Annotated in this window: 18 protein-coding genes; 7 read left to right on the top strand and 11 right to left on the bottom strand. The window is 38.8% G+C overall.

Annotation, left to right across the window (positions count from 1 at the left end; genetic code table 11):
• The first annotated feature begins 18 nt into the window (after window positions 1–18).
• From fsa to AC58U0_RS23345, 7 genes are all read left to right on the top strand, one after another.
• Window positions 19–687, top strand: coding sequence for a fructose-6-phosphate aldolase (fsa, locus tag AC58U0_RS23375; protein WP_497381353.1), 669 nt, complete (start codon window positions 19–21; stop codon window positions 685–687).
• Window positions 688–727: 40 nt separating this feature from the next.
• Window positions 728–2,077, top strand: a complete 1,350-nt coding sequence (locus AC58U0_RS23370; RefSeq protein WP_497381352.1) for a glucose-6-phosphate isomerase — start codon at window positions 728–730, stop codon at window positions 2,075–2,077.
• A 16-nt stretch (window positions 2,078–2,093) separates the two neighbouring features.
• A complete protein-coding gene (gnd, locus tag AC58U0_RS23365; protein WP_497381351.1) occupies window positions 2,094–3,521 on the top strand; it encodes an NADP-dependent phosphogluconate dehydrogenase in 1,428 nt (475 codons plus the stop codon).
• Between the two features lie 1,846 nt (window positions 3,522–5,367).
• Window positions 5,368–5,616: a hypothetical protein gene (locus AC58U0_RS23360; RefSeq protein WP_497381350.1), complete on the top strand. Its 249-nt coding sequence runs from the start codon at window positions 5,368–5,370 to the stop codon at window positions 5,614–5,616.
• Window positions 5,604–5,729 (top strand): hypothetical protein, encoded by a 126-nt coding sequence (locus AC58U0_RS23355; RefSeq protein WP_497381349.1) that lies wholly within the window; start codon window positions 5,604–5,606, stop codon window positions 5,727–5,729. Before AC58U0_RS23360 ends, AC58U0_RS23355 begins: the two co-directional genes overlap by 13 nt.
• A gap of 15 nt (window positions 5,730–5,744) precedes the next feature.
• A complete protein-coding gene (locus AC58U0_RS23350) occupies window positions 5,745–5,939 on the top strand; it encodes a Ger(x)C family spore germination C-terminal domain-containing protein (protein ID WP_497381348.1) in 195 nt (64 codons plus the stop codon).
• Complete coding sequence (locus AC58U0_RS23345) at window positions 5,939–6,187, top strand: hypothetical protein (RefSeq protein WP_326062101.1); 249 nt, start codon at window positions 5,939–5,941, stop codon at window positions 6,185–6,187. The genes AC58U0_RS23350 and AC58U0_RS23345 overlap by 1 nt, the downstream gene beginning before the upstream one ends.
• Before the next feature lie 136 nt (window positions 6,188–6,323).
• Here AC58U0_RS23345 and AC58U0_RS23340 read toward each other — a convergent pair whose 3' ends face one another.
• From AC58U0_RS23340 to AC58U0_RS23290, 11 genes are all read right to left on the bottom strand, one after another.
• Window positions 6,324–6,956 carry a hypothetical protein gene (locus AC58U0_RS23340; RefSeq protein WP_497381347.1) on the bottom strand — a complete coding sequence of 211 codons (633 nt, stop codon included), beginning with the start codon at window positions 6,954–6,956 and terminating at the stop codon, window positions 6,324–6,326.
• A 98-nt stretch (window positions 6,957–7,054) separates the two neighbouring features.
• Complete coding sequence (locus AC58U0_RS23335) at window positions 7,055–7,288, bottom strand: hypothetical protein (protein ID WP_497381346.1); 234 nt, start codon at window positions 7,286–7,288, stop codon at window positions 7,055–7,057.
• A gap of 213 nt (window positions 7,289–7,501) precedes the next feature.
• Window positions 7,502–8,020, bottom strand: a complete 519-nt coding sequence (locus tag AC58U0_RS23330; RefSeq protein WP_497381345.1) for a hypothetical protein — start codon at window positions 8,018–8,020, stop codon at window positions 7,502–7,504.
• A gap of 792 nt (window positions 8,021–8,812) precedes the next feature.
• A complete protein-coding gene (locus tag AC58U0_RS23325) occupies window positions 8,813–9,382 on the bottom strand; it encodes an SF0329 family protein (protein WP_497381344.1) in 570 nt (189 codons plus the stop codon).
• A 601-nt stretch (window positions 9,383–9,983) separates the two neighbouring features.
• Entirely contained in the window at window positions 9,984–10,493 is a 510-nt protein-coding gene (locus tag AC58U0_RS23320; protein WP_497381343.1) for a DinB family protein, read from the bottom strand.
• A gap of 351 nt (window positions 10,494–10,844) precedes the next feature.
• Window positions 10,845–11,474 carry a hypothetical protein gene (locus AC58U0_RS23315; protein ID WP_497381342.1) on the bottom strand — a complete coding sequence of 210 codons (630 nt, stop codon included), beginning with the start codon at window positions 11,472–11,474 and terminating at the stop codon, window positions 10,845–10,847.
• Between the two features lie 50 nt (window positions 11,475–11,524).
• A complete protein-coding gene (locus AC58U0_RS23310) occupies window positions 11,525–11,947 on the bottom strand; it encodes a hypothetical protein (RefSeq protein WP_497381341.1) in 423 nt (140 codons plus the stop codon).
• 37 nt (window positions 11,948–11,984) lie between these two features.
• Window positions 11,985–12,548 carry a suppressor of fused domain protein gene (locus tag AC58U0_RS23305; RefSeq protein ID WP_497381340.1) on the bottom strand — a complete coding sequence of 188 codons (564 nt, stop codon included), beginning with the start codon at window positions 12,546–12,548 and terminating at the stop codon, window positions 11,985–11,987.
• 164 nt (window positions 12,549–12,712) lie between these two features.
• Complete coding sequence (locus AC58U0_RS23300) at window positions 12,713–13,279, bottom strand: 5' nucleotidase, NT5C type (protein WP_497381339.1); 567 nt, start codon at window positions 13,277–13,279, stop codon at window positions 12,713–12,715.
• Between the two features lie 163 nt (window positions 13,280–13,442).
• Window positions 13,443–14,009, bottom strand: coding sequence for a hypothetical protein (locus AC58U0_RS23295; RefSeq protein WP_497381338.1), 567 nt, complete (start codon window positions 14,007–14,009; stop codon window positions 13,443–13,445).
• 253 nt (window positions 14,010–14,262) lie between these two features.
• Window positions 14,263–15,126, bottom strand: coding sequence for a phosphotransferase (locus tag AC58U0_RS23290; protein WP_497381337.1), 864 nt, complete (start codon window positions 15,124–15,126; stop codon window positions 14,263–14,265).
• Window positions 15,127–15,471: the final 345 nt, after the last annotated feature.

The following is a 15,471-nucleotide window of genomic DNA, read 5'->3' as shown; positions in this document are numbered from 1 at the left end:
TTATGGAGGTAATTTAAAATGAAACTTTTCATCGACAGCGCGAATGTAGTGGATATCAAAAAAGCTTATAAAGTGGGTGTTCTAGCAGGAGTAACGACGAATCCATCCCTGGTGGCCAAAGAAGGTGTGAGATTTGAGGATCGCATTGAAGAGATTTTGAAATTGGTTCCTGACGTCGAATCCGTTTCCGCCGAAGTTACGCCGGATGCAGTTACAGCTGAGGAAATGATTGCTCAAGCGGAAGAACTTATCAAAATTAATAATAACGATAAAAACATTACAATTAAGTTGCCAATGACATTGGATGGATTAGAAGCATGCCGTTACTTAACTAAGAAAGGTGTTAAAACGAACGTGACCTTGATCTTTACCGTGAATCAAGCCTTGCTTGCTGCGCGGGCAGGCGCCACTTATGTTTCCCCATTCTTAGGTCGACTCGATGATATATCGGAAGACGGCGTACAATTAGTAGTCAAGATTGCTGAGCTATTCCGAGTCCACAATCTAGATGCCCAAATCATTGCCGCGTCTGTCCGTCATCCTGATCATGTCACACGCGTAGCCATGGCAGGAGCGCATATCGCAACGGTACCTTTCAGTGTAATTGAACAAATTTCAAAACATCCATTAACGGATCAAGGGCTTGAGAAATTCGCGGCAGATTGGAAAAAAGCTGTTAAAAACTGAGTACTGAGTGGACATAAGATGATTTGGGGGACGAAGAAACATGGCTATTAAATTTGATTATTCCAATGCGTTACCTTTCATGCAAGAGCATGAAGTCGATTATTTTAAGGATTTCGTAAAAACAGCCCACGAAATGCTGCATGAGAAGAAGGGACCTGGCTCCGATTATCTAGGTTGGGTGGACTTACCTCTTCAGTATGATAAGGAAGAATTTTGGAGAATCAAGGATGCTGCTCAAAGAATCCGTGGCAACTCTGATGCATTGATTGTCATAGGGATCGGAGGCTCCTATTTAGGAGCCAGATCTGCCATCGAAGCGCTATCCCATTCGTTTCATAATCAGATGAAGGGGAATACCCAAGTGTATTTTGCTGGGCAAAACATTAGTTCAACTTACATCTCTGATTTATTAGAAATGCTGGCAGACAAGGATGTTTCTTTGAATGTCATTTCCAAGTCGGGGACAACGACGGAACCGGCCATCGCATTTCGTATTTTGCGCGAATATATGGAGAAGAAATATGGAAAAGAAGAAGCCAATAAACGTATTTATGTAACCACTGATAAATCGAAAGGTGCATTAAAAAAACTTGCCGATGAAGAAGGTTATGAAACCTTTGTTATTCCTGATGATGTAGGCGGACGCTATTCCGTGCTTACAGCAGTAGGGCTGCTTCCCATTGCTGCCGCGGGGATCAACATCGATCAAATGATGGCAGGCGCCGCAACCGCCGCCGAGAAATACAATAATGCCGATCTATCTACCAATGAGAGCTATCAATATGCCGCTGTTCGGAATGCTCTTTACCGCAAAGGAAAAACCATTGAATTGTTGGCTAATTTTGAACCCTCTTTGCACTATGTATCCGAGTGGTGGAAGCAGTTATTCGGTGAAAGTGAGGGTAAAGACCAGAAGGGGTTATATCCGGCATCTGTGGATTTCTCGACTGATTTGCATTCGATGGGACAGTATGTTCAGGAAGGCCGGCGCGATCTCATCGAGACTATGCTTTTGGTGAGAAAGCCGCGAGTTGAGTGGACCATTCAAGAGGACTCAAGCAATTTGGATGGACTGAATTTTGTTGCCGGTATGACAATGGATGAAGTCAACAAAAAAGCAGCTGAAGGCACAAGACTTGCGCATGTTGACGGAGGCGTGCCTAATCTGATTGTAGAGATAGATGCTCTAAACGAATTTACGTACGGTGAAATGGTGTATTTCTTCGAGAAAGCCTGTGCCATCAGTGGCATTCTGCTAGGGGTGAACCCATTCGATCAGCCAGGCGTGGAAGCTTACAAAACTAACATGTTTGCACTGCTCGGAAAGCCTGGATTTGAAGCACATAAAGATGAGCTTATCCAACGTTTAACACATACATCTGGTAAATAACTGGGAGGTAACGACAATGAAAAAACACCAAATTGGTGTAGTTGGTCTTGCCGTAATGGGTAAAAACTTAGCATTGAATATTGAAAGTAAAGGCTTCTCGGTAGCTGTTTATAATCGTTCACCAGAGAAAACGAATGAGCTGATTGCGGAGGCGCAAGGAAAGAATTTTGTCGGTACGTTTAGTATCGAAGAATTTGTCCAATCGTTAGAGACACCGCGTAAAATACTCATCATGGTAAAAGCGGGCAAACCGACAGACGATACGATTGATCAGCTTGTACCTTATCTGAGTCAAGGAGATATATTGATCGACGGTGGCAACGCCTTTTTCCCTGATACGCAAAGAAGAAATAAAGATTTGCAAGCGAAAGGATTCCGCTTTATCGGTGCTGGCGTATCAGGCGGGGAAGAGGGAGCCTTGAACGGTCCTTCGATTATGCCAGGGGGGCAAAAAGACGCTTATGAACTGGTCGAGCCCATCTTGACTGCTATTTCGGCAAAAGTGAACGGCGATCCGTGCTCAACTTATATCGGAGCAGATGGCGCTGGACATTATGTCAAAATGGTACACAACGGTATCGAATACGGTGATATGCAGCTTATTGGGGAAGCCTATCACTTGTTAAAAGATGTACTGAACTTAAATACAACCGAACTGCATGAGATTTTCTCCGAATGGAATAATGGCGAGTTGGATAGTTATCTGATCGAAATCACGGCTGATATTTTCGCGAAGACGGATCCGGAAACAGGAAAACCGATGGTAGATGTCATTCTCGATTCGGCAGGACAAAAAGGAACCGGAAAATGGACAAGTCAAAGTGCTTTAGATTTAGGCGTACCCTTGTCTATCATTACCGAATCCGTGTTCGCACGTTTCATCTCGGCTATGAAAGAAGAACGTGTAGCTGCGAGCAAACGCCTGACTGGCCCAGCGGCATCCAGCTATGATGGAGATCCTAAGGAATTTATCGAAGCCGTTCGCAAAGCTTTGTACACCAGTAAAATTGCTTCTTATGCGCAAGGATTTGCGCAAATGAGAGCTGCTTCCGATGAATACAAATGGGATTTGAATTATGGCAGCATTGCGATGATTTTCCGTGGTGGATGTATTATCCGTGCAAGATTTTTGCAAAATATTAAAGATGCTTATGACAGAGACCCTGCTCTTAAAAACTTGTTGTTAGACGAATATTTCGGTGGAATCGTGAAAAACTATCAAGAAGCTTGGAGAAAAGTGATTTCGGTTGCCGTAGCGAGAGGGATTCCGGTTCCAGGTTTTGCTTCCGCTTTAGCATATTATGATAGCTATCGCACAGAGAGACTTCCGGCAAATTTACTTCAGGCACAAAGAGACTATTTTGGGGCTCATACGTTCGAGCGGCTTGATAAAAAGGGAAGTTTTCATTTCCAATGGATCGGAAATAACGAATATAACAAATAACAAATAACAAATAGATATAAATAATAGCCACTTAAGTGATTACTTTTATTCAAACGATTGTAGTCACGTGTTTCGTTGAGCTCGATCTTCATTAAAATGGATTCAACTCACCAACGTGTACCAGAAATATTATTGTTAAATATGGTGAAGGACATATGGGGGAATTAGGTCTTTCGAACACACTTTATGAACAATAGCTTCTACAGGCAGAGCATATAAATATAAAGACCATTCAACCGCTCTCCTTCAATAACATAAAAATCTTGCCCTGAAAGAAATCTTCTTTCAGGTTTTCTTTTGGTTTGGCTACCCACTACCGAATGAACCCAGTATTTAATCAATAACATGCTCACCTACTTTATTGGGAGTTCGATTTTCGGGCGAATACCTCGAGAAATTCCGATTGCCGTCAATGATATACTTATCCGCTCAACTAACTGGCAGGAATATTGGCAACAAACATCCATGACACGTGATGAACTAATTTCTATTTAATACGCACAAGACAGTGTAGTATGTTGTTTACTTACTCATTTCGTTTGAATGTTTTCCTAGTAGAGAATAAATGAAAACACTTCTTGTTTGAAATCGAATTAATATGATAAAGAATGGTACGAAGAATTGTTTAAAATCTTCACGAATCCTTCGTTGAAACTTTCCTGCGGGGGTCCTGTATAGATTAAAATCAGTTCTTGACACGCAGTTGTGGTATGCGGTTAAGAACTGATTTTTTGGAGTTGTAAAGGTTTGCTGTTGGTTTTAAGAGTGAACCGAGGTTATTTGTAGTCGGAATTTTACTATTTGCGGATGTCGGGTTAGTTTTCATCCTTATCTTCGTCATACGGTTCGCGATCTTCTTCGTAATACATGATATAAACACCTCCTTGAGCTTTTTTTTGTGATATTAACTAAATGAATGAAAAATGTTAGTCAGTTCACAATCCGCTGATTTTAATAATTCCCCATTAAATTCTTATGTTTCCTTCGCGCTTCTATATAGTAACTCTCTTAACAATCGTTCAGTAAGGTAGATTACAAGTAGAAAGCAATTCTGTAAGTCAGTCATTTCGATTTCAGAACAAACCATATTCACTAGACATGGTAACAAGATAACGGAGGCTAAAAAATAGCTGTTAAAGATGTCTTCCAATTAAGAAGTTGATAATGGAACAAATAAGTCAGCTAATTTGTGCCGCGCGGTATAGCGTATTATTGATGTACGAGGTGTATTGCTTATGAAGAAGAGTCAAACTGTAGTTTGCTGATTAACTCGCGGGAAATCTTCAGAGACAATTTCTATGTGTCTGGAATGGCTTTGTGACTAAATATAATACCGATACTATGTGTCAACAACGTGATTTGCGCAGAGATGATGATCCAATCCTAGGTGGCTTTGGGGGAGTCGACATAATAGTACTTAAATTTAGTAACCTGTTGATTCACTTAGTGATTGGCGTTTGAACAACTTCCAAGCTGCAGAGTAGAAGGTATAACTGAATTAGGATGAGGCATCCAAATCTTACCGTCAAAGTCCCTACACAAGAGCAGCAGAACTTTTGTTAGGAAGAGAACTTGGTTTCTACACAACATTGGTGATTGGGGAACAACCATTACAGCGGGTAAACACTTTTCCTAATTGACATACAAGCAGTAGCACAGGCGATCACTTCTCGAGATACAATCGAGAGGAGGTCGCCTATTTTAATTGGCATACAAAAAAATAAACTTTGAGTTATGAATAAACATGGAACATACTTCGGGGTACTATTGCTAATACTACAGGAAACACTAATTTTTGGATAATTATCCAATGTTCATGTGATCTAAGGGAGAAGGGACAATAGAATTGAACCAAGTACCGGTGACATCATCTGCGGCTATGAACTTAGAGAAACTTCAGCAATGTTACTCCGAGAATGAATTACTAATCGTTAGAAACCTTATCCATTCGGATTTGAACTGTGGAGCATTCATCGTATATTTAACGATCCTCGTGGATGAAAAAAGATTAAATGAACAAATCATCCGTAAAATTAACTTGGATTTATCAGCGAATAAAGATCAAGGACATTTAGAAATGGTATGCCAGTTATGAACGTTATTATGAAATTTAACGTAACGGTCGAAAGTGTGAATCAGAATGTAGACGTTACAAATTCGAAAGTCATTAAGCAGATGGAGGAAGCCGCTACTGAGCATATGGAATAAGCATCAAAGAATAGCATGGATCATTTTCAAAGGGATTTGAAAGTAGATATACTTGGATTTTCAGATATTTTGATCCAACATCAGCCAACTGGATGGAAAACCATCCAAAAGGAGTGGGAAAATATATATCCTACAGTACCTATTGAAATTCACGCCTCAGTTATAATTGACAAAGCGGGTATGACCACGTCCATTGGAGGAGGGCATTAATGGTAAATAGTTTTTTTATGATTGGTTCTCTCATTTATGGAATTGTTTTATTAATCCATTTACTCAAAAAGTCATCAGTATCTGATGCCATTTGGATGTTTGTATTATGTTGTTTTATTGGGGGTTATTTTGCTCCATATTTTGGGGAAAAATGGCCAACTGTTGAAAGTATGTACACTATTTTGTATACACCACTATCCGACTATATCTATCATGATCTATTGAATAAACAAACAGGTGGGATGTAAATGGCTGGTGGTTACCATTTCGAGAAGGGCGGCTATTCTAAAATCAGTTTCAACGAGCATGAAATCCTGCCCGGTGATAGTGCTTGCTGACATGTTTGCGTATACATATTCACAAAACCCGTATTTTATACACATGTCAATAAAACAGATCTATGCTATGGTTTGTTATTGAACTCTCGTTTGTCGGACCTTCCATTTTCTTTTTAAAAAAAGAATACGAGCAAGGACTCCGATCAATAGCCCACCTGAGATTATCTAAAGCCCTTAATAGTAGCAAATGCCTCGTTTCAGAAAGGTCTTTTTCACTTATTCCGTACCCATCCATAAACGCTTTGAATTCCTCAACACTTGCGCTTTCTTCTAGTCCTAGGATTTGGTAATGCATCAACTGAGCAACAGTTGCATGCGGTACCACGCTTACTTCTGCATTCCAATCCAGCAATATAACTTGGTTTGCCTGATTGACAATCGTATTCTTTAAAGAGATATCTCCATGGTTTAAACCGAAGCGGAAAGGTTCACTCTTCAAATTTTCAAACAGTTTTCTTACTCTCTGCGATTCCATCTGAGTGATTACTCCAAGCTCAATCAAGCGATCATGCTCAGCCAAACTATTGATATTATACTGCACATACCCTTGCCAACTGCCGTCTGATCCGGCATGAGAAGGTGACTGAAAATCACCATGGACTGGATCAATCAGATTCCCTCCATATCCCTTCACTTGAATCGCATGAATAAGCTGGCATATTCGCCCAGTTTCCTCCAAACATCGGACTTGGGAACAGTACTGTCTAACCCGTTGTCTCCCTCAATAAAGGCTTGAATCATATATGCGCTTTCATCAACTATACCAATGGACAACACCTAAGGTCCAGGAACGCCAACTGCGGCTGCTTGCTCGATACACCATTTTTCTTTGATAAAGCTTGGAAATGTATCTTTATCGTTCATGCGGACAACAACTTTGCGACTCTCCGTCTCAACTACGCAAACTTGATTTGTGATGCCTTTACCTATGATCTGATATGAAGTTTTTACTTGTTCCAGAAGAAAATCACCTGCAATTCGTTCTGCTTGTATAACTACAGAGTCTTCCATAGTTTCTTTAATCCCCCTCAAGTGTCGTGCTTCGAACAGTTTACCACACACTTTTTTGGAAAGTACGTTTATAACTAAACTATACTGTCAGTTAGCGGAGTGAAGGGCTGACACGCGGCAGCCTTTCAAATATTTAATTATCGTTCTCCGTTAGTGACGTATACTTCCTAAAAATATGCTTATGCAACTAATACTCAGCACTCCCTAGAAGAATTAAAAATTAATAACTTTCCCTAATCCTTTTAAAGCCTCAAATATTTTAGTTTCGTCTCTAGGATCCTGATTTTTTCCGTATTGTATTTTGTACATATCGTTATCACTTCCTTTATGCCACCCAGAAGAGATCGTTGGAATATCAGGATTATATAAAGAAGATAAATAGGACCAAAAACTCCCTAGATATATTCTTTCATTACCCACAACTACAACAAAAGGGTTACCACTTCCTGGTACTTTTCCTTCTAATTTTTCCTCTAAACTAATGCCTTCCTTCATTGTGAATTCATGTTCTATCCAATTGTATGTTCTAATTTCCTTGTCGGTAAGCACAGGTATAGTTTCTAATGGAAGATCATCAAGCTTTTTACTTTTGGCTTCAGTTGTAGATAAGTCTTTAACCAAATAGATTGAGAATTCATTAACAGTGCTCTCCTTATTGCCATTATTACAGGCACCAATTAGGAATAGCATAACATTCAGAATTAGAAATAACTTTAATTTAGATGATATCATAAAAACCCCTATCTTTACTTTAGACACTCATGACAGTATAGACGTTAGACGTTAGATATTTATTAAGGTTTAATTTTATGGTATTTTATCCAATATTAGCATTTCCATTACTCAACTATGCTGCCCGCTTAATCATAGGTATCCTTTCCAGGTAATTCTATATCCACTTCATTCACTCCCAACCATCTGTCGGGAATGAGATAAAGTTCTTGTCAAAATCGGGAATGGGATAAAGTTCTTGTCATTTGGTTTTGACCAGAACCTTATCCCATAAAATAAAAAAGCCGCAATTTATGCGACTTTTAATGAGATATTGTTCTTGTCACCCGACACACAAGTCACCCGATCTCTAAAACCATTAGCTTTATAAGATGTTTCGTTTCCGGCTTACATCTCAGAAGATTCAATATTCTAGTTATAATAATTGTTGTTCGTCGTTGTTCCCCGGAATGACGAGAACTTTATTACATAACTAAAAAAAACCACTATTTAAGCGACTTTTAATGTAACAATGATTTTGACTTCCGACAACTACGCCTTTCCGCGTCAAACTCAAAAAAGGATTGAAATGACCCGCTCTCCCCATGTGTGTATTCACTTGTATGATTCACTTAGTAGAGTCGTTTTGCCGTAGCCCGCCGGTTTTCCCCCAACCCCCTAAACGCTACTACATCGAAAAAACAAAAATATATCATAATTCACTATTCGGTATTAACATATTCTAGTCCTATAAATATTAAATTCCAGCCATGTAACTGTGGCATTTTGAAAGTAAACACTATTTATTAACTTTCATAACGTGCTAAGCCGTAGCTCATAAAAATACTGCACAATTGGATGCTTTAACTTCATCTTCTCGGTCATGTTTAAAATTCGCTTTTTTCCAACTCTTCTGTCCACCAAAGCTAAAATATTCAATATGATATCATTGCTCTCTAGGCTTTCCTCTATAGAAATAGATAAAAACTTATTTGCTACAACAATAAAATTTGATTTACTTAATGCTGACTGTTCTGATAAAAGCTCCTTTGCATATTCTGATATTTTTCTATTTCTTGCAATTACTTTGAGACGATCCTCCGGAACTATTCCCTTGGTATCTTTTCTGACAGCTTCAATTTCTTCATTGTTGATAGGAATTTGGATATCTGGATCATTCTTTATTTCCAGCTCCGTATGATACCATCTGATTAAGGTAGTTTTATCACTCATATTGAGTACGTTCTTTTTATCTACCGCAATATAACAAAGTCCTGCTTTATCAGGTAAATAACGGTAGCTGGTTGCGCGGTATTCGAACCTTCCATATAGCGCAGGACAGAGAAAGCTCTCCAGAAGTTGCTTCAATTTGCTCCAGGCCATGTAATCCTCCTATTTAACGAGTGAACTTGCCATCTAACACCTTGAATTCCATAAAGGCTTCTACATCCTATTGATGCAAGTCGTTCTATTATCCATAATACAATAACCAACACTTCGATCATAGTGAACCTCCCCCCACTTACTTGCTAGCACAAGTTGAAGTCAGGGCTTCTTACCTTCAACATCCCACTCCTATAGTAGCGGGTTTGCACGTCTATTTCATAAAACCCTTTATGGGGTGTCATCGAAACTGCCTAAGTTGGTGTTGAAAGAAAATAAAGTATTAGACTGGATGAGTTTATCCCACGCGTCTTTTCTTCAATCTCGTCAGACTTCGTAAAATAAGTATTAAACTGACCCCAATAAAAGAAGCAGCGGCAGCCATGGACGAGAAAATAAAGTCCTAGACTGCCGCTGTTTTATTGAACTATCGTTTCCGTTAGCTGAATGACTTTTTCTTGTTTGAGATTATTATTTGCTATTCATTTTTAGACAAAACTCCAGTCAGCAACCAATCGCTGCTGTTTTTTTCAACCCGTCTTGTCCTCTCTTCATATCAGTCTATGAACGGGGCGGGAAGGGTTCCATAAAGTAAGGACGACTAACTCAAGTAACGATTTCGGATGATCCCCATGTGATGAAGCTCGTGTCCTGCGATGCCGTAAGCGAGGGCGCGCGCCGTAATGCTTACGTTGTTGGCTGTGCCCTTGCGGGACCACGCCTCCGTCGGTAACCCGCGCAGCAGTGTGATCGTCGATTGCCGTACGGCCCGGTAGTCTTCGGCCAATTGCGCGGTTGTCCAGCTTCCGAAAGGAGGAATGAACAATTCCTGGTCGAAACCGGGCAGAGGTGTCTGATCCCCTCTTGCAAATCGGAGCAGGCGGTAGGTCATGACGCGTTCACTGTCTGCGATGTGGCCCACGACTTCTTTCAGCGTCCATTTTCCTTCCGCATACCGATAGGCGCTCTGGCTTTCGGTCAACGATGCCAGCAGCTCGGTCATTTGCTTTTCCTGGGCGAGCAGAATGTCGATGATGTTGCCTTCCGGCACCAACCGGATATACTCGCCGGCGTCCCCGGCGTATTCTTCTTCTGACGGTCTTTGGTTCATGCGTAATCACCTTTCTATGAAGATATAGAAAACTAAAATGCTCTTTCCAATGCTCTACCGCGATTTTTTTGCGAAATTCGTAACTTCGGCATGTCTAATGAATTCGCGAAAGAATAGAACTTTCCTTCCAACAATTGAGAGTAAGCAACCACTTAGTTGGTTGGCCGCCACGCTAAACTGCCCGTTAGCGTGGAAACGGCAGCCGATTGTTCTGACCGGCTGCCGTTGTGTCTTTATTCAGCTATCGTTCTGCGTAATCATTAAAGTTCGAGAATCGCACCTAATTAGCTCTATACTGACTGCTAATCCACGGCAACTCAGGTAGGAGCCATTCTTTCATTAAAATTCAAACTACAAATGTATTAGTTCATTAGCTATTATCATAATTCCATTATTTTCAATCTCTTTTAATTCTGTATTGAGCTTAAAGTTATTCAAATTATTGATTGTTTTCAATAAATCCCGATTTATTATGGCTATTGGATTAATAGAAGGTAATTCACCATTTCGAACCTTCCCAATACTAATTGGGCCTCCATCCATCTCTAAGCAAGATTGAATTATTTCAACCGGGCTTTGTTCCCAGAGATCTTGACATAAATTAATAATTGGCTTAATTTGCCCCTTCCTAAATTGCCACTCACCTTCATCAACTAGGATCTCATACTCCGATATTATTATAGATAAACTAATTTTGTCGTTTCTGTAGCCCCAAAACATTCTCATATGAGTATATAGTTCACTTGATAATAATAATTGTTTGTAATTATTACTAACGTGCTCGTCGTAACCAAGAATAAACTTCTTCTCAAGTAATTGTTGATTCCAGTCAATTATTTCGAGCAAAGAATTACTTTCACTATTCCAGTAACCATACTTGAATGGGAATTTAGTAAAGATGAGTGAACAAATTCGATCAACAAAATTCTTGTTTAACGATTTATAAGAGTAACCCACTTCAACTGAAAAATATGGTGGCATTCAAGTGCCTCCTTTTATCAAATGTTGTTGAACTAAAGTTCTCCGTTAGTTTAATCATGTGTTGTTGCTTTCAATGTTCTTTCAGGTAGCCAAGTAAGCATTTCATCAATTACTTTTGCTGATTCTTGTGAATTGTCCCATTGGTCTCTTTCATTGCTGTTTCTCCTCAGTATGTAGGGCGTATAAACTTTCTGCCTTCTCCAATTGGTTATGTATTTGGATTCCATTATTAAGCAAATGAATTTATTGGTATCGCCCGCTCTACCAATCACTCTAATTCTTTCATCTCCGTCACCCCAAATAAACGGTGAACAGTATACTTTAGTTCTAGGTTTAAACTGTCTGGTGCCCTTAAACTCAATCTCATTATTACCATCAAAATATAATCCTTCACCCAAAATATTTCCTACTAAGCACCAGATTAAATCTGTATTAGAATGTAAACTGCCAACCTTATTATCCTCGTTCTCCATTATTTCCACCTCAACCGTTATGACTCACACAGCCAATTTAGTTGATTTTACCATATACCGCTAAATTTTTTCGCCTTGGGTTGTATAATTCAAAGCCTTCCGTAAACCAGAATTCCTTGAGACCGATTTGGTTATAAAGTTGAACTTCTTCTCGATAAATTGGATACATTCCCGCTAAGAAAATCGGTTTGCCCTCTGTAACTATTTTCTGTAATTCCTTATCAAGTCCAGAAGGTGAAAAAACAAAGAAACCAGCCATTTCAGAATCATCACTTATCGGCTCATCAGAAGTAAATAGATCCCCGTATGAAAATCTCTTTATTCCTCTTCGTTCAGCGACTAAGCCTGCTATTGCATAACCCCAGGAAAGATCACTGGTTTCCAAGGTTAGAATCAATTCAGGTTTTCCATTTATACATTCAGAATGATCAACTTCTGAGAGTCCGTAGGTTATAAAAGTCATCAAACCAGTTTCAGGTAAATCCCTGTATATGAACAAATGTACAGGAGTACCGCCATCTTTTGATTCGATTCTCTTTATTTGATAATTGTCACCAAAAACCTTTTCAATGTGATTCAGAAAAAGTTCAACGTTTTTCATTTTAGCTCCTTAATGAGTATTTCAATCCCACGCTTTATTAAGCTTGTATTTACAATATATCATAACAATTTATCCCACAAATTGTCCGTTAACCTAACGAGGCTGCCGATCGAACTCGTGGCAGCCTCGTTGTTTATTTTTATGAACTATCGTTCTTCATTAGTTTAACGAAATATAATAACATCGAGGATTTTGCCAATCTCTTGCCAATCCCTCACTCTTGTAATCCTTTCGTGCTGACACTCTTGATTATATGGCTTATCAATCAACAGTACATTAACTCCCCCTTCAGCTATCGCTAATGCATGAGCTGGATGGTCTTCAATAAAAAGTGATACCCCGTTTAATTTTGCACATTCTATCTTCCCATTCGGGAATTGTGATGCACATAACGATGATTCAATCACAATATCATTTTCTTTAATCCACTTATTAACGGATTCCATCCATTCAACTGGTCTTCCAGTCATAATTGTAAATTTCACTTCATTGGCGAACCTAGAAAGTGTTTCTTGTAGGAATGGATATGGTTCAATGAGATGTAATTCATCTTGATTACTGACAAAAAATTCTTGAAAATCTTTAAAACTTTGCCCATATAGTTCTGATATTTCATAAATAGTAACTTCATCGAACATAATGTTCCGATTAAGTTGCTTATTATAAATATTTACAATTGATTTCCTAGTATCCATTAAAGTATCATCAAAATCCAATCCAATATGTATCACTGATTCTCACTCTCCTAGATAAGAAGTCCATGCTTTAAGTAGTAATTCATTAAATACCATATGGGAACCGTGTCATAAATTTAAATAACTTGCTCCACTATCCCGTTACTTTAATGAAACAGGGAGCAGCTGCCGAGGTATTCTGCTCCTGTTTTTAATTGAACTATATTCTCCCGTTAAAGTGTAATGAGGCTGGTCGCAAGCCTTCTCTTAAATCATTAATAAAAGTGCATGCAAACTGTTGCATAACTGAATAAACTGCTTGTGCTTCCGGCAAATAACATTCACCTTTTCCAAGCACGTGACTTTCTATAAAGTTCAATGTCTGTTCTAAACTTTGCCCCCTGGCTGTACCCGTACATAATGTTTTTACAATCAAGTACGTTTTTCCGCCTTCAATCATATGGGCATCATGTAATAGCTTACCCTCCAGCGTTTCTGGAACCTCGTCCTTTTGTGATTCCCAAGATACTTTAATAATTTTTTCGATACGTACATTGCTTAAGCCTTGGTTCTTCAAGTAATTCTTAATTAGGTCCTCACGCATATAAATAAAACCGTGGAAGTAACAGCCGTATGTAATTAATTCATTGTCGGTTAGTGTGGGATAATGCTTTAGCAGATTTTGGGCAGAGTTTAAAACGCGATCAATATGACTTAAATTATGCATGATGTCTTTGTTCGTATAGAATGGGCTAACAAACTCAATGAGTTCTTCAATATTCAGCAACGCAGGCACCTCCAACATATAATTACATATTTTACCACATAAAAGATGCTATTTGCTAAAGAAATCAGCCCGTTTAGTTGAGCGTAGTCGAATTTTCTACTAAACAGTACTGGCGGCAAGGAAATGCTTCAAATTATAACTTACGACAAAGTAATGCTTCCAAAATCACAATTAAAACGGGATCCGCAGGTGCAGATCCCGTTTCAATTCTCAATAGTCCTTGATTGATTGCCTTCACATTAGTATCATTCCGTTACACTGACTTCCAATATTCCCACGCTTTTAAGTAATCCTCTAAATCATGCGGATGGAATCGTATACAGATTCCAATTCGACAATAAAGTTGAAAGATGACTTCTTCAATCAACATTGATCTTTCAATAGGCTCATGATGGAGCAAATCAAAGGCTGCCATTAAAGTTTCTAGGTTCAAATCGTCTGGAGAAGAGCAAAAAGCATAAGTGAAATCGTATAGCATAGGACCAATCATCGGTGAGGGATCGATAACACCAACCACTGAGAGTTCATTAAAAACAAAATTATGCACACCTGTATCCCCATGTAGCAAATATCTTACTTTTTGATCTTCATTTTTCGATATGTTCTCAAATATTGATTCTACTCGATTGTAATCCTCAATGGATAACTGGCTTCCCCAATCTTTTCTCGTATCCACCAAACTGCGGTAGTTCCACTCACGCCAAGATTGAATCGGTGATCCTAGTCTTCCCCAATTGTCCGTTTGTACATATTTTTCGTAATTATTGAAAAGTTCTTTTACTAAGATTGTCAGCCAATTTATTTTTAATCCACGATTATAATGAGTTGTACCTGTAATGTATGTATACACGATATACGCTTTTGCAGGATCAGTATAGAGAATTTCAGGAAAAAGCTCTAGGTGCCGGTACGTTCTAAGAAATTGTTCGGTCAAAGCAATTTGATGCGGACGGTCAATTTTCAGAACGTATTTTGGTTCATCATTATGTTCTGAAAGAAAATAAACAATGCCATCAGTAGATCCGGTATTAATATTAGTTGCAATAATATTGTTATCAATTTTGCCTTCTTCATAAAGAGTATCGATGATACTTTTAACATCTACTTTTTCTAACATTATTCATTTCCCCTTGGACCCGACAATTAAATGGAATGTAAACTTTTACTATTTCATCTTCTTAAATCATATGGTGGTTTTGGAGAGTGTACAAGTTAAAGTTTTACTTTAATCAATTATGCCGACCGTCACTTGAAAGACAAAAAATGAGCTGCCGCAAGGCAAGCTCATTCACTATCGTTCTGCGTTAGCTTAATGAAGTGCTGATTCTGCTTCCTTGAAATTCCTCGGAGAGACAAGCAATACGACAATGTTATTCTTCGATTGTAAACCATGGACCTGAAGCTTGAATGACATTCCAAAGTTTTTCGGGAAGCTCAAGCTCGCTTACTTTTGAAGTTTTAA

This window comes from Paenibacillus sp. J31P190, assembly GCF_059692075.1.
This window is presented reverse-complemented; position numbering and strand designations above follow the sequence as displayed.

Excerpts from the sequence above, each read along its gene's own strand:
- AC58U0_RS23325 (WP_497381344.1), bottom strand. The coding sequence starts at position 9,382 with ATGGCCTGGAGCAAATTGAAGCAACTTCTGGAGAGCTTTCTCTGTCCT.
- AC58U0_RS23345 (WP_326062101.1), top strand. The coding sequence starts at position 5,939 with ATGGTAAATAGTTTTTTTATGATTGGTTCTCTCATTTATGGAATTGTT.
- AC58U0_RS23290 (WP_497381337.1), bottom strand. The coding sequence starts at position 15,126 with ATGTTAGAAAAAGTAGATGTTAAAAGTATCATCGATACTCTTTATGAA.
- fsa (WP_497381353.1), top strand. The coding sequence starts at position 19 with ATGAAACTTTTCATCGACAGCGCGAATGTAGTGGATATCAAAAAAGCT.
- AC58U0_RS23350 (WP_497381348.1), top strand. The coding sequence starts at position 5,745 with ATGGATCATTTTCAAAGGGATTTGAAAGTAGATATACTTGGATTTTCA.
- gnd (WP_497381351.1), top strand. The coding sequence starts at position 2,094 with ATGAAAAAACACCAAATTGGTGTAGTTGGTCTTGCCGTAATGGGTAAA.
- AC58U0_RS23305 (WP_497381340.1), bottom strand. The coding sequence starts at position 12,548 with ATGAAAAACGTTGAACTTTTTCTGAATCACATTGAAAAGGTTTTTGGT.
- AC58U0_RS23335 (WP_497381346.1), bottom strand. The coding sequence starts at position 7,288 with ATGGAAGACTCTGTAGTTATACAAGCAGAACGAATTGCAGGTGATTTT.
- AC58U0_RS23370 (WP_497381352.1), top strand. The coding sequence starts at position 728 with ATGGCTATTAAATTTGATTATTCCAATGCGTTACCTTTCATGCAAGAG.
- AC58U0_RS23320 (WP_497381343.1), bottom strand. The coding sequence starts at position 10,493 with ATGAACCAAAGACCGTCAGAAGAAGAATACGCCGGGGACGCCGGCGAG.
- AC58U0_RS23355 (WP_497381349.1), top strand. The coding sequence starts at position 5,604 with ATGCCAGTTATGAACGTTATTATGAAATTTAACGTAACGGTCGAAAGT.
- AC58U0_RS23310 (WP_497381341.1), bottom strand. The coding sequence starts at position 11,947 with ATGGAGAACGAGGATAATAAGGTTGGCAGTTTACATTCTAATACAGAT.
- AC58U0_RS23330 (WP_497381345.1), bottom strand. The coding sequence starts at position 8,020 with ATGATATCATCTAAATTAAAGTTATTTCTAATTCTGAATGTTATGCTA.
- AC58U0_RS23315 (WP_497381342.1), bottom strand. The coding sequence starts at position 11,474 with ATGCCACCATATTTTTCAGTTGAAGTGGGTTACTCTTATAAATCGTTA.